Below are 23022 nucleotides of genomic sequence, written 5' to 3'. Positions count from 1 at the left end.
ATACTATAAATTATGTCAATAATTATTAGTTAACTATTCAATTTTTAAATACATATAAGTGTAGTTCGAGTTTATTTATAAATTTATAAATAATTAATCATAAACTAAATTCCTATTATTTTACGATAAATGATAGTTATATTCCTTGTATAGTGACAGGAAATAATTTTATTTAAATTATTTAATATTCAATTGATAACAATTATCATTATTAATAGATTGTTGCTTTATTCTCTCCCCCTTTGTAAAGATACCCTTTCTCATCACAATCTTACGTCCGATATTTAGCTTTTCCAGGTCATGTTCCGAGCAATAAGTAGTCTAATGCAACAGGGGTATTTAGACGACAAGATGCCTGTGCTGTGCCGATGAAGCTCAATCGCACGTAAGCAAAAAGCTGATCACCGGTTAAGGGGTAATCAGCTTTTGATTCGCAAAAGTACAGCAGCTAGCTCTCATCGCCATGCCAAAGTCTGCGGAACGATTCATTTGTTGCAAGCAGGCTATCGGCTGTCCCTTCCGCCTCGACCTCGCCATCCTTCATCACAATAATATGATCTGCCTGCGACAATGCTGTTTTTCGGTGCGATACGACCAGACATGTTGCTTCTCCCCGTTCGTGGAATAGACGCGCCCAAAGCTTCTGCTCGGTATCCACATCCAGTGCGCTGGAGAGGTCATCGAATACGTACAGCTCGCTGTCCCTTACGAGCATACGTGCTGCGGCGGTGCGCTGCGCTTGTCCGCCAGAGAGCTTCACCCCGCGCGGTCCGATGACCGTATCAAGTCCATGCTGCAGATGACCCAAATCATCCTCCAGCACGGCCGTATGGAGCGCCCTTTTCAGCTGCCCTTCCTTGTCTGGATGTCCAAGCAAAATATTTTCACGAAGGGTGTCGCTGTAGAGTCTTGGTACCTGAGCAGTATAGGCACTCCGTGGTGGAACAAAGAACACGCCTGCATCCTCCACTACTTGCCCATTCCAACGAACCGTCCCTTCCTGCTGCGGCAGCAGTCCTAGAAGCGCACGTACCAGCGTCGTTTTGCCAGAACCAATCGGTCCCGTAATTACGGTAAACGAACCGCGCTTCAGCTTTAAATTGACCGCATTAATTCCTCTACCGGTTTCAGGATACGTATAGGTCAGTCCGGTTGCTTCAAGCTGTTCGAGCCGTTCACTTGCTTTTATATCGGTCGTTGCTGCCACTGCCTTAGCTGCGTCATCCCGCAGATGCAAGGAATTAGAGGCTGTCAGCACCTGAGCAGGAGCGCCCTGCAAAATGCCTGTCAAACGCAGCAGTGCAACCGTCATTTGCTTGAAGTAAGTAAGAAACTTGCCGAAGTTCGCAATAAACTGCGTTACAAAGGTGAGGTAATAAACAAACAACGAGAAATCACCTACCGTAAATTCTCCTCCGCGCATTTTTTGGCCAGCTAGCAATAATATGAGTCCCGTACCCAGATTCACCGAATTGGAAAAGATAGAATCCAGCACCTCGGTCATCAATTTGTCCTTCAGCATCGTTTTACGGCGATTATCATTCAGCTTTCTGAATCTGGAAATTACTCTTTTCTCCGCGCCTGCTACTTGAATCGCTTGTACGCTTCCAAACATTTCACTAATCGCGCCGGTAACCTTCGCTGTTGATTCACGGCTTTCCGAGCGGTACTTTTGCAGTCTCGTTGTAGCCAGCTGTGCGACAATAACAACGATAACTAGCGGCAAAAATACGAGCAGCGTCATCTGTGCATCAATTCGAATGAGGATGAAGCAAGACACGGCAGCGAAGCAGGTCATCCCAAATACATCGACGGACCAGCTTACCGCCTCCTCGGATTGATCAACATCATCGCGAAAATGACTGATCGCCTCGCCTGGCGAGCAAGGAATTGCCCGCGCTCCCGGCTCCTTTAATATATGATCTAGTAAATTTCTGCGAAGCAGCATCCCCATTCTAAAGCGATAGTTAACATCGGTAATAAATCCGATTAGGATCACAGCGCTCCTAGCAAGAGCAGCGCCAAGCAGCAGTGCTATCAGTCCCCAAGTGCCAAATCTGGCAGCCGAGTCAATCGTTAAGGAATCAAAGAAAGCCTTCGTAATAAGCCCTGGAAAAATAGGCATCAAATAAATAATCGTCCATACGAGCGCATTGGCTATATACCAGCCCTTACGGTAGCAAATTAAACGCCACATATATGAAAATGTACTCATGCCAGCGCCTCCTCAAGCCCCGCCGCCAGCATGCGGCTGAACCTTGAATTTGAATCTGCAGCCAGCGCTATGCGAGGTCCGCTCTCCACAATACGGCCTTGCTCTAAAATAACGATCTGATCTGCACGCTGCACCGTAGCGAGCCTATGCGCAATAATAATGCAGGAGCGCTTGCGCAGCAGCCTGCTTATCGCCTGCTCCAGCCGATATTCGGTTAGCGGATCAAGCCGGGATGATGCCTCATCGAGAATGACGAATCCCGGGTTAGTCAGAAACACTCTCGCAAAGGCAAGCAGCTGCGCCTCCCCTGCCGATAGGCTTCCACCCCCTGAGGAAAGCGAGGAATCCAGCCCATCCTGCAAGGATTCATACCAGCTCCATAACCCTAGCTCGCGCAGGACAAGCAAGATCTCCTCGTCGTGTATGTGATCATCATAGAAGGTAAGATTATCGCGCACCGTTCCTTGCAAAATCTCAATATTTTGCGTAACAAGCGCTATCTTCGATCGCAGCTCGCTCAGCTTGCATTGTCTAATATCCGTTCCTCCCAGCTTAATGCTCCCCTGCTGAGGATCGTAGAAACGAAGCAGCAGCCTTGCCAGTGTCGTCTTCCCGCTTCCGGTTCTGCCAAGCAGGCCTAGCACCTCGCCAGGCTTTAGACGAAGCTGCAGCTCCTTAAGTGTCGGATATTCATCATAGCCGAAAGTAACATCGTTTAATTCTAACGCCAGCGGACCATCCGGGAGCTCTGCGCCAGGCCCGTCCTCTATTCTCGGCCTCGTAGCCAGCAGCTCGCGAATACGCAGCAGACTAGCATCCGCCTTTTGCAAATCCTCAATTTGAGTACGAATTTTTTCAATAGGCTTCGCCAGCAGCTCTGTATAATAAAAAATTAAATAGACCGTTCCGATTGAGATGCTGCCCGTCTTCCACAAATAAGCGCTGATCGCAAACGCCATCGCATTGCCTAGCGCGAATACAATAATCGTCGTAATCCACATCGATGAAAAACCAAGAAATGCCCGTCTCCTAAGCGGCAGCATTCGGCGCAGCAGTGAGTAGAAGCGGTTCATAACAAAGCCAGTCGCTCCATTGGCCCTTGTATCCTCCGTACCCTCCAAGTGCTCGCCAATAAACCCATAGAAATCAGCATTAATTTGCCGCCATTTGGCCCAAACCGGAGCTGCGAACTTGCGAATCCATTGAATAACAACCATCGCGAAAACTACAAATAGGAGCATCCCTGCGCCAATCAGCATATTTTCTCGAAATAATAAGACGATGATACCGATCATCAGCAGCAGATTGCCCGCTAAATGAATAATAAAGCTCGAGAAAAAATTGGCAAGCGCGTTCACATCTCCATCTACACGCTCAATAATCGATCCCGACGTATTTGATTTATGAAATGACATATCCAGCTTCATGCAGTGCTCAGCAAGATCGCCGCGCAGCTCGTTAGTCGCGTGCCAAGCGAGATTTTCGCTTACATAGGTGGCAATGACAGAAATGAGCTGCTGAACAAGCGAAAACCCAATAAATAATGCGGCTGCATAATAGAGGGGCTGCAGAGCATGATCGGATTGGGCGGTATCGATAAAATACCGAATGATTTGAGGATTAACCAGCTGGAGTCCAATGGATGCGAATAGAAGCATCGCAAGATATGTAAGCGTTCTCTTCCGTGGAAGCAAATAGCGGCTCAGCATCATCTGGTAATGGCTTAATGAATTCATCTTCTTCGTCTTCGTTTGGCTCATGCGCTTCCCCCTCTCACGTTATATAAGTAGAACTAGAGATCTGCGTTTTGGTCGCTTCGCTGTAAACTTCATTTTTTAAGTTCAACTTACATAGTCGCTGCTTAATCGCTTCTCATAGCAGAGACTCGATTCACAGTTTGCATACTCTCCATATCTTTCAATTTCATAGTAACCATGCTTCTTATAAAACGTAATGGATTCAGGCTGCTCTGCTCCAGTTTCAAGCCTCAGAATGTTATAGTTCAGCTCACGAGCCAGCTCTTCCAGCCGGCTAAGAATTAACGCTCCAATCCCTTGCTGCCTATATTCGGGCTCCACAAAAAACCTCTTCAATTCTACGGCATCAGTACGGATTGGACGAATGGCTCCACAGCCAGCCGCCCGTTCACCATCATATGCGATCATAAAAATAGTATCTTTAATGCTAGGATCAGAAAAATCAACGCCGAATACTTCATCGGTTGGATATCTCTCGAACAAATATTGATCAAGACTGCTTATTAATTGCAATAAATCACGATTCTGCAAAGGATCTACTTGTTTAATTTGAATGGCCATTTTCATCGCCTCCATCTGGATAGTATTAGAATACACTGTGGTACTGCTTTCTGTCCAAGCTCCACTACAACTCTCAAATTTCCAACTCATGCTGCTTGTATGATAAACTAACAGAAATAAATGAAAGTCAGGCTGGGAGAAATAAAATGATCAAGCTCGTATCATGGAATGTAAATGGCTTAAGAGCCTGTGTAACGAAAGGCTTTAACGACTATTTTAAAGAAACAAATGCGGATATTTTCTGTCTACAGGAAACGAAGCTGCAAGAGGGACAAATTAGCATGGAGATCGGCGAGGAATATTCCCAGTATTGGAATTACGCCATCAAGAAGGGGTATTCAGGGACGGCTGTATTCACAAAAATAAAGCCTCTATCCGTGCGTTATGGGCTAGAAGAGGATTCGGAACCCGAAGGACGTGTCATTACCCTCGAGTTTGACAGCTTCTACCTCGTTAACGTCTATACGCCAAATTCGAAGCGCGACCTGTCTAGACTTGACTATCGGCTGGAATGGGAGAATCGCTTCCGAGGTTACCTGCTAGAGCTGGATGCGATAAAGCCTGTACTCGTTTGCGGGGACTTGAATGTGGCTCATACCGAAATTGATCTGAAGCATCCGAAGCCGAATTTAGGCAATTCCGGATTTACGCTAGAAGAGCGCGGCAAGATGAGCGAGCTGCTCGAAGCAGGCTTCGTCGATACATTTAGGCATCTATATCCAGAGCAAACCGATATATACAGCTGGTGGTCCTACATGTCGAAGGTGCGCGAGCGGAATGTCGGATGGCGAATTGATTATTTTCTGGCATCCACTAGACTTAGCCCTTTAATTATTGACGCCCAAATCGATACCCAAATATTAGGCAGCGATCATTGCCCCGTGCTTCTTGCTATGGAGGATATTCAAGGTTAGCTCCTAACTATTAAAATAGGCGGGCAGCACTCCAATTGGAGCGTTGCCCACCTATTTTTTTCAGCTATGTTGAAGGGGCTCTGTCGTGGCGTCCTTTTCGAGTAAATACGCAAGTGCTGTCTGCATTTTATCAATATAAGCCGGCTCGTTGCCTGTGCACATAAATTGAACCTGGCCGCTCCCTCCGCTCCCAGCGATGCCATAGCGGTTCACCAATGCAGAAAGACGCTTTACTGTACCAATATTGCCGTCGACTATCTCGATATGGGCCGGAAGCAGCTCCCGCAATATATCCTTATAGAAAGGATAGTGCGTACAGCCAAGTACGATAATTCCATATTGATCCAGATCGTAGTCAGCAAGCTTACCCTTAAAATACTCATTCATAACGAGTTTGTCGAACTGCAAAGCTTCACAATAATGAACAAGCTCGGGCAAAGGAAGCGAGTCTACGATTCCCATATCATCTACGCGGGAGACGAGTGCATAATATTTGGGCAGCTGCAGTGTTAATGGCGTTGCGAAGACGAGAACCCTCTTGCCTGTTGCACGGTTCATCTCTACCGCAGGCTTAACCGCAGGCTCCATCCCGACAATCGGAAGCGAGTATCGCTCTCTGAGCTCGGCAATAGCGATGCTGGTCGCCGTATTGCAAGCAACAACGAGCGCATCAATTCCTTCATTCATCATCGTGGCAACCGATTCGAAAATATAAGCCTTCACGTCCTCCTTCGGCTTCGTACCGTAGGGCACATGAAGAGTGTCGGCCATATAAACAAAATCCATATCGGGAAGTCTTCTCAGCGCTTCCGCAAGCACGGTAAGCCCGCCAATCCCTGAGTCAAAAAAACCAATTCGCATGTCTCATCGATTCCTTACGTAAATAAAATAAAATAATTTAAAATCCGCTAACTCCATCTTAACTCATTCGCTTCTTCCATTAAAGCCTATAATTGCTGCCAGGACAAGGTGAAACGGCTGTCGCCGTTCTTTGGCGGCGCCAGCACGTTTCATTCCGGAGAAATATAGAGAAAGTATGGCGTAATGATCTACTTTCCTATATTTCAAAAAAAGGCGCCTCTCAAGCCAATGACAAGAGGCGTCTGCTCTATTTTCTATGGCGCGCGCTTAGGCAGCAGACGTACGTAGTCATCAGAAAGCCGCATTAGCTCCAATATATAATCATAATCGTCGCGATATTGGCTGAACTGCGCGACAGGCTCTCTCGTTCGAATATCGATAGCTGTTCCGTCCTCAAAGCCTTTGCCTGGCACAAATAAAATATCATTGTTGAAGAACGTGCCTGTCGGCAAATAATAACGCATGCCAATGACATTGTTCGTTGTATTGAGCAGATCCTGACCGAATACAGTATAGCCTTCATCCTTCAAGGATAGGCCTAGCAGGTTGGAAATCGTAGGCATAATATCAACCTGACCGCCTACCTGCTGAACGAGCTTGCCTTCTGCATCTGGAACATGGACAAGCAGCGGAATATTGTAACGGCTGATCTGGTTATCATAATGAATACCGAGCTGCTCGCTAACCCATGCAGGGTCGTTATCCTTTACCTGCAGGCCAGCGTGATCTCCGTACGCAACAAGCACCGTATTTTCCCATAAGCCGCTCGCTTTCAGCCCATCAATAAATACGCCAAGCGCATAATCTGTATAATTTAGTGCCGTTAAATAATCTCCAAGCTGGGTCCCTTGAAGCTTGTCTGGCATCATAATCCGCTGACGCTCGCTTGGCACCTTAAACGGATGATGGCTTGAAGTCGTCACGAACTGAGCATAAAAAGGCTTGTTTTGCTGCTTCAGCAGCTGAAGCTTCTCTAAGCCTACCTTGTACAGCTCCTCATCAGAAGCGCCAAAAGAATTAAAATGATCATTTTCAAAGGCAGGCTTATCGTAATAATTCGTAAACCCGAGTGCAGGATACATTCGGTTACGATCCCAAAAAGTCACATTATTGATGTGAAAAGTATTCGAGATATAATTGTGGTCTCCAAGCAATCTGGGCAGACCAGGCAAGACTCTGTCTCCGAACCCAGTGGACATGGCCATATCACCTGTCGGATAGATAGAGGTGTTCGACATAAACTCCGCATCCGATGTGTTTCCTTGTCCAATCTGCTGAAAGAAATTAGGGAAATAGAAGCTTTCCTTCGCCAGCATATTCAGTACAGGCGTAACCTCCCGACCATCAACGGAGAGATTAATCGCAAAGTTTTGAAACGCCTCCATCTGGACAACAATAACGTTTTTCCCTTTTGCAAAACCAAAATAATTAGGTGTGCCCGCGACTGTCGCAGCCCCCATCTGGTCAAAATAAGAATCCTGAAGCGCAGCGGCACTTGCTGCCGTCTCTTCCACACTTCCATTCTTGATGGTGCTCTGCTCCTTGCCAGCCTTAATTGCTGCAGCTACTTGGTAATCAATAAAGCCCAAGCTTTCTGCTTGCACGATCTCATTCGGGATATCCTTTGCCAACCATATAAAGCCTCCCGATACAGCAACGCACACTACAAAAGCAAGCCCAGTGAACAGCGGTCTGGCAATGCGCTTCCGTCCATCACTGCGTGTGCCACGAATACGTTTTACGATATAGAGCATTGCAAATACAGCCACATCCAGAAAAAACAAATAGTAAACGGCTTGAATAATCGATCCGACACTCGTCCGAATTTGCAGCACCTGATCAAGCCCGTGCAGTGCAGTATAGGTAGGCACTGTGCCATAGTAGCTAAAATAGACGGTCGATGCGAATAGAAGTAAGGAAAGCACGGCATTCAGTATCCCGAGCACAATTCCCCTCCACCTTGCAGATGCTGACAGGTCAGCTAGTAATAGCAGCGTTAATACGGCAGCCGCATCCGTCAGCAGGTAATCAAGCCTAATGCCTTTGAAGACGAAATAACGGAACAGCAGCATTTTCAGCATTAGCATGATAAAAAATATAATAAACGTTGAGCTATCGTAACGCTTAGAAAATAACCTCAAAATCCTTCACTCCTTGGAAATAAACGCTTCCTTCAAAATCGAAAAAAACCGTCATGATATGACGGCTTGCTTATAAACTAATGTTACGGGAATATGAAGGCAAATGCAACGGTCAATAAATAGGATATGGTGAAGCGACAGCATCTATTATAATGAGTCGTTCACCGGCATCCTTACCTCGAATATAGTATCGACAATGATAGGCAGATTATCCCTTAGCGAGTTCGCTCCCATAACAGAACGAGCATGTACACCCTTCTCGCCGAAAACGTCCAGCATTAAATCCGATATGCCATTCAGCACCTTATGATGCTCCTCAAAGGCTCGATCCGCATTTACGAAGCCTTGAATCTTCACCACCTGAAGAACATTATCCAATCGACCCACGGCCTGCTTTAGAACAGCGAGTACCTCAAGCCCTGCTTGCCTTGCAAACTGATAGCCATCTTCTGTAGAAAATTGCTGTCCCAGCTTTCCCTTTGTCGATGCAGAAGGACCTTTCCCTGAAATAAATAATAGGCCGTTGGAGTAAATATAGTTTGCATATCTGGCTGCTGGCTCGCTTGCCTGCGGGAGTATAATTCCTAATGCCATTAATTGATTTTCAATCGTTCCTTCCACTTTGAACATCGTACCCCTTCTTTCCATCGTTATGATGAAGATTGATGAAAGCCTATGTCAAAGCTTATACTAATACTGACCTCTGACAAAGTGTCAGTTAGCTGCTAATATTACAGGTCAGATTGTGTGGGGATACGATGGAAATTATACTTCCAGATGATGAGCAAGGGCCATTATACAGAGTGCTGTATAGACATATCCGCGGATTGATACAAGCTGGCATTTTAGAAAATGGTACAAAGTTGCCTTCTATTCGCTCCCTGCGCGAGCAAACTACTCTTAGCAAAACGACAATTGAAACCGCATATCACATGCTGCTGGAGGAGGGCTATATTATTAGCCGCCCACGTGCTGGTCTATTTGTCATTCAAGCCCCCTCTTCGTCTATAGCAGCGGATAGCTCACGGGAGTATTCGCTCGTAAAACAGGCTCCCGCTCACCGACATGCCGGTCCGCTTCCGGTACAGAAAGAACGGGTCATCGATTTCAGCCTGCTTGCTGTGGATGGAGCCTCCTTTCCTATTCGTGCATGGAAATCCGTTCTTCATGATGCGCTTAACATCAACAGCAGTTCCATTCATCAGTATGGAGATCCGCGAGGAGAATTAGGCTTACGCATGCATTTGTCACACTATTTGAAGCAGTCCAGAGGAGTAAACTGCCTTCCTGAGCAAATTGTAATCGGGTCAGGACTTTCTTACAGCATACAAATACTGTCTAAGCTGCTAGACGGCGTAACCTCCATTGCAGTTGAACAAGCTGGCATCGCGCAGGTGAGAACGATCTTCCAGCAGCATAACCTTCAAGTTACCCCTATACCTATGGATCACAATGAGCTAATCACTCAGAAATTAGAAAGCAAGAGCATCCGTGCCATATATGTAACCCCAACACATCGTCCTATAGGAAACCCGTTGTCCTATTCGATAAGACAGCAGCTTCTTCACTGGGCCAGCTGTAAGATTGGCTATATTATTGAAGATGATTATGATGGAGAATTTCGTTATACAGGCAAAACCATCCCTTCGCTCCAAAGTCTGGATCAACAGGGAACAGTCATTTATATCGGAACCTTTTCCAAGGCCTTTACCCCTGCCCTGCGCATGAATTATATGGTTTTGCCCATCCAACTCATGAACAAGCTGCAATCATTAGAATATGCGCTCGCGAGCCCTTCCCGTATTGATCAATGGGCCATGCAATTGTTCATGGAACGGGGACATTGGTCTCGCCATATCCGAAGAGTTCGTCAGATTTATCGGAAAAAGCTCGCAAAGCTGATGTTTTGTATTGAAAAATATTTATCTAGCTATGTTCAGGTCAGCAACGTGAGTGCAGGTCTGCATGCAGAAATAACTGTAAAAACAAAAGCAAGCACCGCAGAATTAATAAAGCTTGCTGCTGCAGAGGATGTTCATGTCTATGCACCACAGGACCTCTCATCTCTAGAGGGGAGTTATCCCAAGCTTTATATCGGATTTGGAGGCGTGACGGAAGCAGAAATTGAGCAAGGCATACGCTTGTTGGCCAAGGCATGGTCGAATCCAGAGGTCATAAGCGGATAAGAACAAAATAGCTACATTTCCGACCAAGTTACCGTTAGCTCAATGACGCCTTCTTTCGAAGCCAATGGTCCGCCGATCATTGACCAGTTCTGCTCTGTTTCTTTGTTTTCCCCTTGAATAATAATATTTTTGTTATCTACAGTTTGACCAACATTTTCTAAATTTTGAGCAATAAAATAATCCTTATACAATTTCGATACGGTTGCCATGCTTTCTTCTGTCGTGAATATGAGAAGAACCGATTTTTTGCCATCCGTTTCTTCAGCATGAGAGGTTACGATTAGAGCATCCTCTGGAAGTGGAAAATCCTTGGGCAAATACGCCGGGACTTTGCCATTGTCCACTTTCTCCGTCAAACGATGTTCAGGATCATCCACATCTGCAGCATCATCTTCAACTGCATCGATTACTTCAGTTTGGATGGCTGCCTCATCGTCTTTAACGCTCGGGATATTGTCGGTTGATTCAGTTTTGCTGCAAGCAGTTAATGCTAAAATCAAAACAAAAGACAGCAGCGTACAATTCCAAATTTTCTTATTCAAAATTCCAACTCCTCCTTAGTTATCAGACAACCTTAACATCAAAAATTTACATTTAAACCTATATTAAACACTATGTGATCTTATGAATCATACTCAAAAAGTATTTCGGCGTCGCCTGATTAGGATAATCACTATGATAACGATAAGGAGTAACGCTGCCATTGCGAGAATAAGCGGTACTCTTGATGTGGATGATAACTCTGGCTTTATGTCTGTTTCTACGGCTGCTTCCACCTTGTCCTTATTAGCAGCAGCCTTTCCCCCACTAGCCAAATGAGGCGCATAACCTTCTCCGAGCAGCATAAGCTCCTCCTCTGCCATAGAGAGAGGTTTCGTTAATTCACACATTCCTGTTTCCAGCTTGCCCGAGCTCTCATAAGCAGATACGATATACGATTTCCCCTCTTCAAAGCCACCATATCCACAACTCGCTGAGCTCTCCGCCGTATAAACAATCGTCTGCTGCTCCAAATCACCCTTCCATACCGTTTCAACTAGGAAGCTGACTTCCACTAAATCCGCACTCGATATGATTGTCTTCTGTGGCAGCGGGATAATCTTCGTTACTTTTCCTGCAAAGATCGCTGTCTTGTGTTCAAGCTCATTCTTTACTTGCGATTCCGGCGAATCTAACATCGCGCAGGAGCAGGCAAATACGGAGACCGGTTTGGCTGCAAAAAATAGCGCACTGAACAAAATGGTCGCGCATAAGACGATTAATCGTTTTTTTGTGTCCATTCAATCACCTCTTAGCATAGACGGAGTTTTTTTAGCTTTTGTTTCCAGATTTGCGATAAAAAAACGAATTTTCAATGGTTCCAAGTCTTATATTAACTAGCTATTTTCTAATTAAATTGTTATATTACCTAAAGTGAGCAAGCTTCTTAGCGCAGCTAAGAGCTACTTAGACTAAAGAACGCGCAGGTGACTAACATGATTGAGGTAAGAACTTCCACGCTAAGTGACGGTGAGTTGAATCGAGGGGTATTTGCGACACGTGATTTTGCAAAAGGCGATTTAATTCATGAAGCACCCGTAATTCCTTATCCAAATGAGCAACATGAGCATATAGAAAAAACCCTCCTTGCAGACTACATGTTTGAGTATGGCGCCAACCATACAGCTCTCCTGCTCGGATATGGCATGCTGTTCAATCATTCTTATACGCCCAATGCCCATTACGATCTTAATTTTGACAATCATACCGTTGATTTCTATGCTTATACCGACATAGCGGCTGGGGACGAGATTCTGATTAACTATAACGGCGAGGTCGAAAATGATGATCCGCTTTGGTTTAATGAAGGAAAAGAAGAATAAGGCTTAATTAGAAGAAACCTCGTGTCCTTAGATAAGGACACGAGGTTTCTCGCAAAAATATAGGCTAATCGTAGGCAAGGATGGCAAATACATATCGATAGACAACGGCCCAAGAGCCGCTAAAGAGCCCAAAATGACGATGAGCTTCAAACGTTTACTGCTGCTCATCCTATCCTTATTCATCTCGCATGTCCTCCTAGGCCTACCCCCGTCTATTTCTACTCTAAAAGCAAACGAACAGGCCCGATCAGCCCGCTTGGCTCCTGCTGCATGAAGCGTGAGAAAAAATCCCGCTGCTCCTTCGCCAGCGTATTCGTTACCTCAATGACCAGCTTATTCATTCCCTCGCGAACCGAGCTGCGCGTATCAAAGCGATAGGGCGAGCAAAGCCTCACGCCTAATCGTTCATCATTCAACCACACTTCAGCTGTTTCGTAAGCATCTCCCAAATCTAGAGCAAAGGGCTTTGCCGCATTTGGCCATTGGAAGGTTAACTCATAACGGAATGTGCCAGAAAACGCTGGCAGCAGCTGCGGACTGCCCATGCTAACAAGCTGGGCCAAAGTGCCCCAATGGTCAAAATTAGGATACTGCTCAGCCGTTGCTGTCGCTACTGTCCATTCTCCTTGCAATAAGATCCCCTCATCACTAGCTTCTTGGGAGCCTATTGTCCACTCAATACCCTTTGGCAGCTCCATGCCGGCAATGACGATAATGGACTCATAAGGGCTAAGCTTTAGCGGCAGCTGCAAGCCCTCTGGTGTAACGGTGACATCCAGCAAGGCTGCCTTATTATCAAATCCGTCGTAGATAGCGGCCTGAGCATGCTGTGGAATAAACACTTGGGTGTCGATTCTCTCATACGGATGCTCGTTAAAAAATAAATACACATGATAATCCGGATGCTCATAATGATAGTTTCGCAGGTAAGACTGATCTTCTTCTACCTCGATTTCGTACAGCCCCAGCGTCTTCATGCTGCTTGCAAGCTTCATTAAAGGAATGACACGCACATTCGCGTGAGCATCTAGCTCGGCTAAAATCGCTGCGCTCTCTATCCCTTCGCTGGAGCGAATCGGCAGCGAATCTACTGCGATTACGGGTACACCACCATCAGCCATTGCAAGCAGCGTCTCCAGCAGCTTAATCGGCAGCGCTTCCGCATATGGCACGATGAAGCAGCTGTACTCCTCTGCGGCGATCATCAGCTTCCCTCCCACGATTGCTGCATTCGTTATGATGCTGTCTGCCGGCACTACATCGCAATCAATTTGCGCTTGAAGAAGCGCCTTGACCGGCTTCTGGAACAGCATGCTTGTGCCGGACCATTCCGCTTCTGCGTGATAAAGAACCGCAGCGGTAGCCCGGTGCACGCCGCCTGATAACAGATGGCACAGCCGGTTCGTATAATGGTTAAGCTCCTTAAAATAACGATATTGCGGATTATGCCCGCGCGCATAGAAATGAGGAGGACAGTCTTTATCCGGGAACTCCATCTGAGAGAAAGCATGCGGCACAAAATGGTTGATGCCTCGAACGAGCATATGGTCTGTCAGCCATTTCATGAGCTTAAGCCCTTCGCTCCAGCCATACGCGCCAAAGATCTCGCACATCGCCCTGCCCTTCTTTTTGGGATCGATATGTGCCAAAGAGGAGCCGAGCTTCGCCAGTCCATAGTGAAAAAACTCGCTGTCCGTATTCCCAGCAACCCAAGAAAAAGGCGTCTCATCAAAGCCGGGCAATATTTGATGCAAGACCACATCGATTCCTGACATATCCTGACCCCACATGGAACGGAAGAAATGTCCTGGCCCGCAGCCTAAACGAGCATGCACGTTATTGTCCTCGATAATATGTCCGATATATTCAACATTTCGCTCTCGGCACCATTCACCCAGCTTGCCGCAAAAATGCTCCGCATACAGCTTGCTGACCGCATTCATGTAGCTGTATCTTGCCTCAGCAGTTTTCTCTCCGCCATTATGAAAAAGGAGCGGAAGCAGCGCCTTAAATGACGAGCCTATTTCAGCATCCAAATAGGACAGCATGTCATGACGCCAAGGCAGCACCACTCTTTGCTTGCCTGGAACCGACGTAAAGTCATACATGTTAAAATCGTTGTAGAAGCCCGGCTCATCCGAGAAAAACCCGGCGAATGTCTTTCCAAAATCATCCTTGTATCTTTCATAATACACTTCATATACTGCATCGATTAATACTTGCGTTGATTCAGAAACGATAGGGTTGATATACTCCCGCTTCGTGTTGTCCGCTCCCTCTGACGTTTCCACCATTAAATAAATGCTCCAGAAGCCTGCCGGCACATCCCAATAAAGGACATTCTGCTGAATGAAAGCTTCCACATCAATCATGTCGCCTATAATCACTCCGCTCCCCCGCTCCCGCTTTGCCGCATAGGCCGCTACGAGAACGTCGCCCTCTTGCAGCCATGGCCCGATGAGAAAGGAAGCCTCCTTCATTGGACCAACAGCATCTATTCTGCGCTCCCCAAGAAATCGTCTTCTGAGCAGCGGGGACGCATCCTTCATTTTGCCTGCCGCATGACCCGTTGGAAAATGATCGTCGTCGAACACCCACACTCGCATTTCCCTACTCCGGGCTTCATCCATGATGATGTCAACATCCGTCCACCAGCCTGGTCCGAGGAAGTCGGGATGAGGCCTTGACTCGATGCATACCGCCTTGATGCCAGCTTCATCGATTCTTGCCAGCTCCTCACGAATAACCGCTTCCGTCTCGCCTCTTTGCCATAAGAAAGGAAGAAGGTAATTATCCCCTTTACCTGCTAATACCTCCTGCAGCCTAGAACTCATTGCATTCACCCCTTCTCATCCGTATTCAACACCGGAATATAATCAAATCGGTCAAAATACGCAGGAGCCTGACATGGCTTCCCATTCCCTGTCGCATACAGCCCAAAAAATACACCCGTAAACCCGCCAGCCACTTCCGTAGCAAGGAGACAGCATTCTGCCTCTCCCGCGATATGCTTTTCTCCGACTTCCGTTGCGAAGGTAAACCGATAGCTGCTTGCATCAGCTTCAATTCCAAAAATAATTCGTGAATCAGAATACTCGCTCACAAAGCTCTCTTTCCATAAAGAACCGATCCGGCGCCGCAAAATCACATTCCTTCTTCCAGCTTGATGGACGAGAGCGATTTCATAATGGAATTGCTCATTCATATAAACGGTCAGCCCAGCCTCTTCCCCATCATGATTAGGCTCAAATTCAAGCAAGGTGGATACCGAGCATGCAAAATGCTGCTGCCGCCGACCTACAAATGCCGGAGAGTCCGCTTCGTTTAATGTTATGGCTGAGCCATGCAGGGTCAGCCATCCCGCACGCTCGACAAGCGACCAATCATCCGCAGATGGATTGCGAAGAAAATTCCAGGAATGAGCAAGCATGCTTTTATTGAAATCGTCTCGTTCGCACCACTGCTCTCCTTGCCCTAGCGTAAGTGTCCCCGCATTCATAACCTCATCTATGATGCCAAGTTCCCCTATAGTCGGCCATTTATCATCTGACCATCGTACAGGAGCAAGAAAGGTCTCTCTACCCAAATGATGACGATAAGGATAACCAATCGGTCGTATGCCTAGGCAAACTGCCCACCAGCTGCCATCCTCAGCCTGAATCAAATCGGCATGGCCCGTTGCATGAATGCTGCTCTGCCTGCTGCGGTGAGACAATATCGGATTGCTTGGGTTGCTCTCGAAGGGCCCATACGGCGAATCGCTCCTCGCAATCGTTACCATGTGACCATACTCGGTGCCACCCTCGGAGATCATCAAATAATACGTATCGAAAATTCGATAAAGATGCGGACCTTCAGGGAAAGCTCCTCCCGTTCCGCCCCAAACGAATCGGCGGGGCGAGCATAGCTGACCCGTCACAAGATCAATTTCCGCCTGATAGATACCTGCTTTCTCGCTGCCGTCAAACTCTCCTGTTCCGGTAATGTAGACCTTTCCGTCCTCGTCGAACATGAGGGAGGGATCGATGCCATCCCAATCCAGCCAAACAGGCTCAGACCAAGGCCCCTCGGCGTTTTCAGACGTCACATAGAAATTTTTTCTGATCGTAACATTCGTCGTAATCATGTAAAACCGTCCGTTATAATGACGCAGCGTTGGAGCGAATATGCCGTTCGAGCTGCCAGCCTTCTGCAAGGGCAATTGACTCTCGCGAGTCAAGCAATGCCCTATCTGCTGCCAATGAACCATATCCTTGCTATGAAAGATAGGAACACCTGGAAAATATTCAAAGGAGCTGGTCACTAAATAATAATCAGAGCCCACTCGGCAAACGCTTGGGTCCGGATGAAACCCGCTTATTACAGGATTCCGATAGTTCATGCTCGATCTCTCCCTTCCAGTCTTAGCCTTTAACCGCGCCAATTGTAATTCCTTTTACAAAATATTTTTGGAAAAACGGATACGCAATTAATATTGGCAAAACGCCTATAACCGCAATCGCCATACGCACGGTTGCACTTGGCAGTGCCGCCAAGCCCTGACTGGCATTCGTGCTCATGCTGCCATTCGTCAGAAACTGGATATCTGTCAATATGCGGTTAAGAATATTTTGAATGCTGAACAGCCTTGCATCATTTAAGTAAACGAGTCCATTAAACCAATCATTCCAGTAGCCAATAGTCTGAAACAATCCGATCGTCGCCATAATAGGAAGCGATAGTGGCAGTACGATTGAACGGAAGGTTCTGAATTCGCCCGCTCCGTCGATGTAAGCCGATTCCAGCACCGCAACAGGTATGGAGGTCTTAAAGAAGGTTCTCATTAATAGGACGTTAAAGCCATTCATCAACAGGCCCGGAATGATTAAAGCCCAGATCGTGTTTTTGATGTCCAAATATTGCGTGTAAATAAGATAGGTCGGAACGAGTCCTCCGTTAAACAACAGCGTGAAAAATACGAAAAATGCCAGTTTATTATGATGCGGAATATCACGGCGCGACAACGGGTACGCCAGCAAAGAGGTAATAGCTAAGCTTACGGTCGTTCCAAGCAGCGTTACCAGTATAGTGATGCCATAGGCACGTAAAATTTGCTCTGACTGGTTATATAGATAAACGTAAGCGGTAGCGCTCAGCTTTTCCGGGAAAAAGGAGTAACCATTCTGGATGATCATCCTCTCATCTGTAATAGAAGAAACAAACAGCAGCACAAACGGTACAAGACACGCAATGGAAACGACAATCATAATTAGATGCCCCGCCCACTGCCACACGCGATTATCAGTATTCATCACTCATGCACTCCCTTCTAAAATAAAGCATTGTCTTTGTTTATTTTCCGGACGACATAGTTGGACAAGAGCACCAGCACAAAACCTACAATGGATTGATACAAGCCTGCAGCTGACGACATCCCAATATCTCCAAGCTGCATTAAACCGCGGTATACATACGTATCAATAACATTAGTCGTATCGCTCAATGCGCCTGCATCCATCGGCACTTGATAGAACAAGCCAAAATCTGAATAGAAAATCCGTCCGATAGCGAGCAAGGTCATCATCGTAATAACCGGTGAAATGAGTGGCAGTGTAATTGCCCGGATCTGCTGCCACTTCGTAGCTCCATCGAGCGTTGCCGCCTCGTAGTATTCCTGATCGATGCCAATGATAGCTGCTAAATAAACGACGCATAGGAAGCCTGCGCTCTTCCAAACATGTACTAAATTCAAAATATAAGGCCAGTACTTGGCTTCGCTGTACCAGGAAATTTCGTTTAAGCCGAGCATTGGCAATACTGTATTGTTTATGAACCCGGTCTCAATACTGAGCAGCGCGTAGACCAGATAGCTTACAATAACCATAGAAATCAAATATGGCAGCAGAACGACGCTCTGATAAAACCTTGCCATAAACTTGTTTTTCACTTCATTTAGCAATATTGCTATTCCGACTGCGACCACGAGATTGATGGCAATAAAGCCCCCGTTATACAGCAGCGTGTTCCGCGTAATGATGTAGGCATCCCTCGTTTTGAATAAATATTCAAAGTTGCTGAAGCCGATCCAGTCGCTTCCGAGTATGCCTTTGGCAAAATTCACATCTTTAAACGCAATAATGAGTCCAAACATGGGCAAGTAATTGTTGAGCACCAAATAAAGCAATCCCGGCAGCATCATTAGAAACAGCGGAGCATACCTTGCATATCTCCTCGTAAATTCACTCTTCTTTGTCTGTTCCATCATACGATCCCTTCCTTATCCTTCAGCCTGTGCGTTGCACGGTGTTTATACCTTTATCATAAGGAAACTAGAGAGGGCCAACTACCGCTCCACCGACCTCTTATTTGCGCTTTTACGACAAGCGTGCATAATTGAAGAACAGCTTGAATATGTTTAGGAGCGTGAACAATAAATGACCTATGAAGAAATCATGCAGGCATTGGCTGGCATGGGTAGTGAGCAGACGAAAAGCACTTATATTCGCCATGGTGCGAAAGAGCCGTTCTTTGGCGTCAAAATCGGAGACATGAAGAAGCTCGTTAAGCATGTGAAAAAAGACAAAGCTCTCGCTCTGCAGCTGTATGAATCTGGCAACTACGATGCGATGTACCTGGCAGGGCTTAGCATCAATCCGAAGACGATCACCAAGGAACAGTTGCAGCATTGGGTGACGGGAGCCACTTGGCATTCGCCCGCCGAGTATACGGTAGCGAGAGTGGCCGCGGAAAGTCCGTATGCGCATGAACTGGCGGTGGAGTGGATTGAATCGCCGGAGGAATTGGTCGCTGTAAGCGGATGGAGCACATATGCCAATTATGTATCGGTTGCACCCGACGAAGCGCTCGACATGGAGGAGCTACGCATTTATTTGACAAGAGTGCGCGACACCATCCACGGCGAGCGCAACTGGGTCCGCTATGTTATGAATAGTTTCGTTATTTCGGTCGGCTCATACGTTGAGGCATTAACGGAGGAAGCGAAGGCAGTCGCCGAGGCGATCGGCAACGTGCATGTGGATGTCGGCAATACGGCTTGCAAAGTGCCGCTTGCAACGGAATATATCGGCAAGATCGAGGCGATGGGCCGAATCGGCAGCAAGAAAAAGACCTGCATTTGTTAACCGCAATATTTTCTTTGGACAATACTTTCCTATATTAGAGCAAAAAAGCCTGTCCCTCATTAACAACCAAAGGACAGGCTCTATCTGTTATTCTATTTATTGCTCGCCCACGCATCTAATTGCTTCTGTTTTTCAGCAATAATTTTGTCGATACCTGCTGCTTTGAGCTTAGCGACAAAGTCAGGCAGCGTCTTCTCCGGGTCAAGCGTTCCCGTCTCCAGACCTAGCTTGTTCTGATTCACTACGTTGACGACCGCTGCAAATTCCGTCTTGACCGAAGCGGTATCGAATGTAAAACCGAGCGCCTTGGACTTAATGGCTGATTGGTTAAATTCATTCAATTTATTCCAAATATCAGGATCATCACCGTCAAAGGTATGCGAGAGGAACTGATTGCCGAATAACCAACCCATGTTCAGGTTGTAGCCGCTGTTCGACGCATCAACACCATCCGGGTATTTAATGACATTGTCCACATCAGTCTGCACGTAATGCTTGCCTTCAATGCCCCAATCGAACAGGTTAATGATTTGCTTATCCGTATACATTAGGTTCAAAAACTGCATAGCTCTCTCCGGATTGCTGGAGTTGCGCGGTATTCCCCACATAATGTTCGTTACCGTCTCGGTTTTTGCGAATGGCTCCGTAAAATTTGCTCTGACAATTTCCGTACCCGTCAGTCGGCTCTCCTGCGACTCAATGCCAGGCTTAAGATTCGCTACATAAGCAAGCGTTCTTTGGCCTTTAATTAAATCACCTATGCTTTCCTTATTGGTTGCTGCATCCTTAAGAATATAGCCCGCGTTATACCAGCTTCTCACACGCTTCACGAGCTCCTCATACTGCGGCGTTTCAAACCAATTGACCACCTTCAGCTCAGAGCCATTGTTCAGAAGAACCCCATAGGAATCACCCAGTCTATCGATATCCCCCATCAAATAATCCACGATGGATTGACCCGCCGACCCCGGCGCAATGACAGCCGTATCCGGCTCTCCTGCTTTGATCGTTTTCATAGCTGCTTCCAAATCATCAAGCGATTTCATTGCACTCAAATCGATGCTGTATTTATCCGCAATATCCTTACGAATTAAGAAGCCGTAGTTTACCGCTAGATCGCGAATACTCGGTACACCGTAAATGCTCCCGCCGATATTGCTCGCGTTCATAAACTCCTCGCCCACAGCATTTTTAATGCCTTGTCCATACTCCTCGATCAGATCATCCAGTGGAAGCAATTGACCCTTCGCTACCTGTGGCCCATAGCCGAATGTAGCGCTGGAGCCCGTTACGATCAAATCCAGCTTCTCATTACTCGTCAGCATTAGATTCATCTGTTGGTTCCATGATCCGATTGCAATCGGAAGCAGCTTCACGGTCGCGTTGATCTTCTCCTTAGCAAGCTTGCTGATTTCTTCCTGCACCTGAGCAATGTCAGCGGGTGTATTTCCGAAGGTGATGAAAGCCACGGTCAGCTCGTATGGCTTGTCATTACCTTCGCTAGCACCTTTTGTAGTTTCTTGTGCCGAGCCTCCTTTACCGTTGTCAGCGTTTCCGTTATTCACATTGTTCGTACCACAAGCCCCAAGCAGCAAGCATATTGCCAAAAGCATACTGAACCAGCCGATCCGTTTTCTCATGTTATTCCCCCGTTACTGTAATAAGATCAGATTCAGATGCCTTGTCCTCGTTGTATCAGCTGCTGAATCTATCTTGATTTTATACATATCCGGTCGCTGCAACTGCCCTGAAAACGACTTTTCATTATGCACATTCCGACTTTATTCCGGGGCCTGCTCCGCCGTACCGGTATGCCGAAAATCCATAGGGTTTTTACCGGTATGCTTCTTAAATATTCTAGAAAAATGCGAAAAGTTAGAGTAGCCGACATGACTCGCCACTGCGCTTATAGACATCTCCGTTAGCAGCAGCAAATCCTTAGCTACATTTAATCGCTCCCGCAGCATATACTCCGAAATGCCAAGTCCAGTTTCTTTCTTGAAAATTCGAGTCAAATAGTCCGGATTCAGAAATACATGGCTGGCAATCTCTTCTCTAGACAGCTCCCTGTCCTTATGCAAGGCGATGTAAGCAATTACCCGTTCTACCACCGTTTGAGTCTCTTCTACAGCTTTGGCATACTCCGCCGACTTCTGCAAAATATGCTTAATCCATACAAGCATATCCATGACTGAGCGCGTAGCCTGCCAAGAAAGCTCTAGAGATACCGAATCATTCAACAGCTGATGAGCCCGAATTCCCTTCGACTGAAAAATAGAATACACCATCTGCAGCAAATCCTGATGAAATTGATGAAGCTGCTTCGCATCGAGACAATCCGCACGTACTTGGCTATCCAAATAAGCTGTAATTTCGGAAATTAATATATCCGTCTTGCCGTCCTCAAGCAATACAACCCAAACACTCATATTCGGCATATGCAGCGTATGAGAAGAAGGAAAACGACCCTCCAGCATAAACACTTTGTTATCCAATGCCACATTATCCGACTCCAATGCAGACAGCTTATCGAGCATGGCTGACAATTCATAAGCAGGCAGCGGCTTGCCGACATAACAGGATAAATCGCAATAAAAGTACGTGTTGCATGCTTCGATATAGGAACTACACATAGCCTTTATTCCAGCAGACTCCCGCTCTCCCCCTGCTTCGACGGATATTAAAGCAACGAGCCTGCCTTTCCCGCGCTGAATAAGGAGTCCCAGCTTTCCATGCTCAAGAATAGATTCATTAGCCGCATTCCGCAGTGCAAATTCCATAATTTTCTCATCGCGTATCGACAGCGTCTTATGCCATCTCTGAATACTAATAAGCACAGGCAAATAGTGTACATCGTCGAGATAAGGAAGATTACGCTCAGCGGCCGCATTGCGGATTGCATACTCATTAGATGGTATCGTTTGATTTAAAATATCAAGCCAAAACTGCTCCGTAAGGAGCGGCTGCTGCTGGAACCAATATTGGCCGTAGCGGCTGAACTGTGTCAGCTCACTGTTTGCGTTAATCTTATCCATAGCTTTTACAATGACCTTCTCTAAATCAGCATAAGGAATTGGCTTCAGAATGTAGTCCAAGCTCCCTAATTGCATCGCCTGCTTCGCATATTCAAAATCAGCATGGCAGGTCAGAAACACCGATTCCGTCTTCGGATGATGCTCTCGCACCCAAGTCAGCAGCTCCAGACCGCTGCCCTGAGGCATTTCAATATCGCACAGCATGATATCTATGGGGTAATTATCATATATTTCCTTAGCTTGACGAATATTGTACGCGGTGTAGAGTGATGTGATTTGGAGCTTCTCCCAATCAATCGCAGCTTCAATACCTTTAACTGCATGAACCTCATCATCCACAATAAGCAGTGAATACATAGCAATGCCCCC

The 23022-nt window shown here is 46.5% G+C and carries 19 protein-coding genes; 4 read left to right on the top strand and 15 right to left on the bottom strand.

What is annotated here, in order from left to right; all coding sequences use genetic code 11:
* Nucleotides 1-448: 448 nt before the first annotated feature.
* The 3 genes from MHI37_RS03445 to MHI37_RS03435 all read right to left on the bottom strand — a co-directional run bounded on the left by MHI37_RS03445 (nucleotide 449) and on the right by MHI37_RS03435 (nucleotide 4533).
* Nucleotides 449-2215 carry an ABC transporter ATP-binding protein gene (locus tag MHI37_RS03445; RefSeq protein ID WP_076335149.1) on the bottom strand — a complete coding sequence of 589 codons (1767 nt, stop codon included), beginning with the start codon at nucleotides 2213-2215 and terminating at the stop codon, nucleotides 449-451.
* A complete protein-coding gene (locus MHI37_RS03440) occupies nucleotides 2212-3975 on the bottom strand; it encodes an ABC transporter ATP-binding protein (RefSeq protein ID WP_083676070.1) in 1764 nt (587 codons plus the stop codon). Before MHI37_RS03440 ends, MHI37_RS03445 begins: the two co-directional genes overlap by 4 nt.
* An 81-nt stretch (nucleotides 3976-4056) precedes the next feature.
* Entirely contained in the window at nucleotides 4057-4533 is a 477-nt protein-coding gene (locus MHI37_RS03435) for a GNAT family N-acetyltransferase (RefSeq protein ID WP_256709793.1), read from the bottom strand.
* A 149-nt stretch (nucleotides 4534-4682) separates the two neighbouring features.
* Here MHI37_RS03435 and MHI37_RS03430 point away from each other — a divergent pair, with 149 nt between their 5' ends.
* The gene (locus tag MHI37_RS03430) at nucleotides 4683-5447 is read left to right on the top strand and encodes an exodeoxyribonuclease III (protein ID WP_076335236.1); all 765 of its coding nucleotides are present in this window, start codon (nucleotides 4683-4685) and stop codon (nucleotides 5445-5447) included.
* A 60-nt stretch (nucleotides 5448-5507) separates the two neighbouring features.
* Here the strand turns inward: MHI37_RS03430 and murI are convergent, their stop codons facing one another.
* The 3 genes from murI to MHI37_RS03415 form a co-directional block, all read right to left on the bottom strand.
* Nucleotides 5508-6308 (bottom strand): glutamate racemase, encoded by an 801-nt coding sequence (murI, locus tag MHI37_RS03425; protein ID WP_076335148.1) that lies wholly within the window; start codon nucleotides 6306-6308, stop codon nucleotides 5508-5510.
* A 254-nt stretch (nucleotides 6309-6562) separates the two neighbouring features.
* The gene (locus MHI37_RS03420; RefSeq protein ID WP_306010657.1) at nucleotides 6563-8449 is read right to left on the bottom strand and encodes an LTA synthase family protein; all 1887 of its coding nucleotides are present in this window, start codon (nucleotides 8447-8449) and stop codon (nucleotides 6563-6565) included.
* A gap of 147 nt (nucleotides 8450-8596) precedes the next feature.
* Complete coding sequence (locus tag MHI37_RS03415) at nucleotides 8597-9079, bottom strand: RidA family protein (RefSeq protein WP_076335147.1); 483 nt, start codon at nucleotides 9077-9079, stop codon at nucleotides 8597-8599.
* Nucleotides 9080-9207: 128 nt separating this feature from the next.
* Between MHI37_RS03415 and MHI37_RS03410 the strand changes: the two genes are divergently transcribed.
* Entirely contained in the window at nucleotides 9208-10635 is a 1428-nt protein-coding gene (locus tag MHI37_RS03410) for a PLP-dependent aminotransferase family protein (RefSeq protein ID WP_076335146.1), read from the top strand.
* An 11-nt stretch (nucleotides 10636-10646) separates the two neighbouring features.
* Here MHI37_RS03410 and MHI37_RS03405 read toward each other — a convergent pair whose 3' ends face one another.
* Together MHI37_RS03405 and MHI37_RS03400 are read right to left on the bottom strand one after the other, a co-directional pair.
* Nucleotides 10647-11177, bottom strand: coding sequence for a hypothetical protein (locus tag MHI37_RS03405; RefSeq protein ID WP_076335145.1), 531 nt, complete (start codon nucleotides 11175-11177; stop codon nucleotides 10647-10649).
* A gap of 93 nt (nucleotides 11178-11270) precedes the next feature.
* The gene (locus MHI37_RS03400) at nucleotides 11271-11915 is read right to left on the bottom strand and encodes a hypothetical protein (RefSeq protein ID WP_076335144.1); all 645 of its coding nucleotides are present in this window, start codon (nucleotides 11913-11915) and stop codon (nucleotides 11271-11273) included.
* Between the two features lie 195 nt (nucleotides 11916-12110).
* Between MHI37_RS03400 and MHI37_RS03395 the strand changes: the two genes are divergently transcribed.
* Nucleotides 12111-12497: an SET domain-containing protein gene (locus tag MHI37_RS03395; RefSeq protein WP_076335143.1), complete on the top strand. Its 387-nt coding sequence runs from the start codon at nucleotides 12111-12113 to the stop codon at nucleotides 12495-12497.
* A 27-nt stretch (nucleotides 12498-12524) separates the two neighbouring features.
* Here MHI37_RS03395 and MHI37_RS03390 read toward each other — a convergent pair whose 3' ends face one another.
* The 5 genes from MHI37_RS03390 to MHI37_RS03370 are packed head-to-tail and all read right to left on the bottom strand — an operon-like array spanning nucleotide 12525 to nucleotide 18738.
* On the bottom strand, nucleotides 12525-12680 hold the full coding sequence (locus MHI37_RS03390) for a multidrug effflux MFS transporter (RefSeq protein ID WP_144023597.1): 156 nt from the start codon (nucleotides 12678-12680) through the stop codon (nucleotides 12525-12527).
* A 35-nt stretch (nucleotides 12681-12715) separates the two neighbouring features.
* On the bottom strand, nucleotides 12716-15331 hold the full coding sequence (locus MHI37_RS03385; protein ID WP_076335142.1) for a glycosyl hydrolase: 2616 nt from the start codon (nucleotides 15329-15331) through the stop codon (nucleotides 12716-12718).
* Between the two features lie 5 nt (nucleotides 15332-15336).
* Nucleotides 15337-16878, bottom strand: a complete 1542-nt coding sequence (locus MHI37_RS03380; RefSeq protein WP_076335141.1) for a glycoside hydrolase family 43 protein — start codon at nucleotides 16876-16878, stop codon at nucleotides 15337-15339.
* Nucleotides 16879-16900: 22 nt separating this feature from the next.
* The gene (locus tag MHI37_RS03375; RefSeq protein ID WP_076335140.1) at nucleotides 16901-17788 is read right to left on the bottom strand and encodes a carbohydrate ABC transporter permease; all 888 of its coding nucleotides are present in this window, start codon (nucleotides 17786-17788) and stop codon (nucleotides 16901-16903) included.
* 17 nt (nucleotides 17789-17805) lie between these two features.
* Entirely contained in the window at nucleotides 17806-18738 is a 933-nt protein-coding gene (locus MHI37_RS03370; RefSeq protein WP_076335234.1) for an ABC transporter permease subunit, read from the bottom strand.
* Nucleotides 18739-18910: 172 nt separating this feature from the next.
* Between MHI37_RS03370 and MHI37_RS03365 the strand changes: the two genes are divergently transcribed.
* Entirely contained in the window at nucleotides 18911-19618 is a 708-nt protein-coding gene (locus tag MHI37_RS03365) for a DNA alkylation repair protein (RefSeq protein ID WP_076335139.1), read from the top strand.
* A gap of 92 nt (nucleotides 19619-19710) precedes the next feature.
* Here the strand turns inward: MHI37_RS03365 and MHI37_RS03360 are convergent, their stop codons facing one another.
* A complete protein-coding gene (locus MHI37_RS03360; RefSeq protein WP_076335138.1) occupies nucleotides 19711-21258 on the bottom strand; it encodes an ABC transporter substrate-binding protein in 1548 nt (515 codons plus the stop codon).
* 141 nt (nucleotides 21259-21399) lie between these two features.
* Complete coding sequence (locus tag MHI37_RS03355; RefSeq protein ID WP_076335137.1) at nucleotides 21400-23010, bottom strand: response regulator; 1611 nt, start codon at nucleotides 23008-23010, stop codon at nucleotides 21400-21402.
* Nucleotides 23011-23022: the final 12 nt, after the last annotated feature.

The organism is Paenibacillus sp. FSL H8-0548 (genome assembly GCF_038630985.1).
Taxonomy (GTDB): Bacteria; Bacillota; Bacilli; order Paenibacillales; family Paenibacillaceae; genus Pristimantibacillus.
This window is presented reverse-complemented; position numbering and strand designations above follow the sequence as displayed.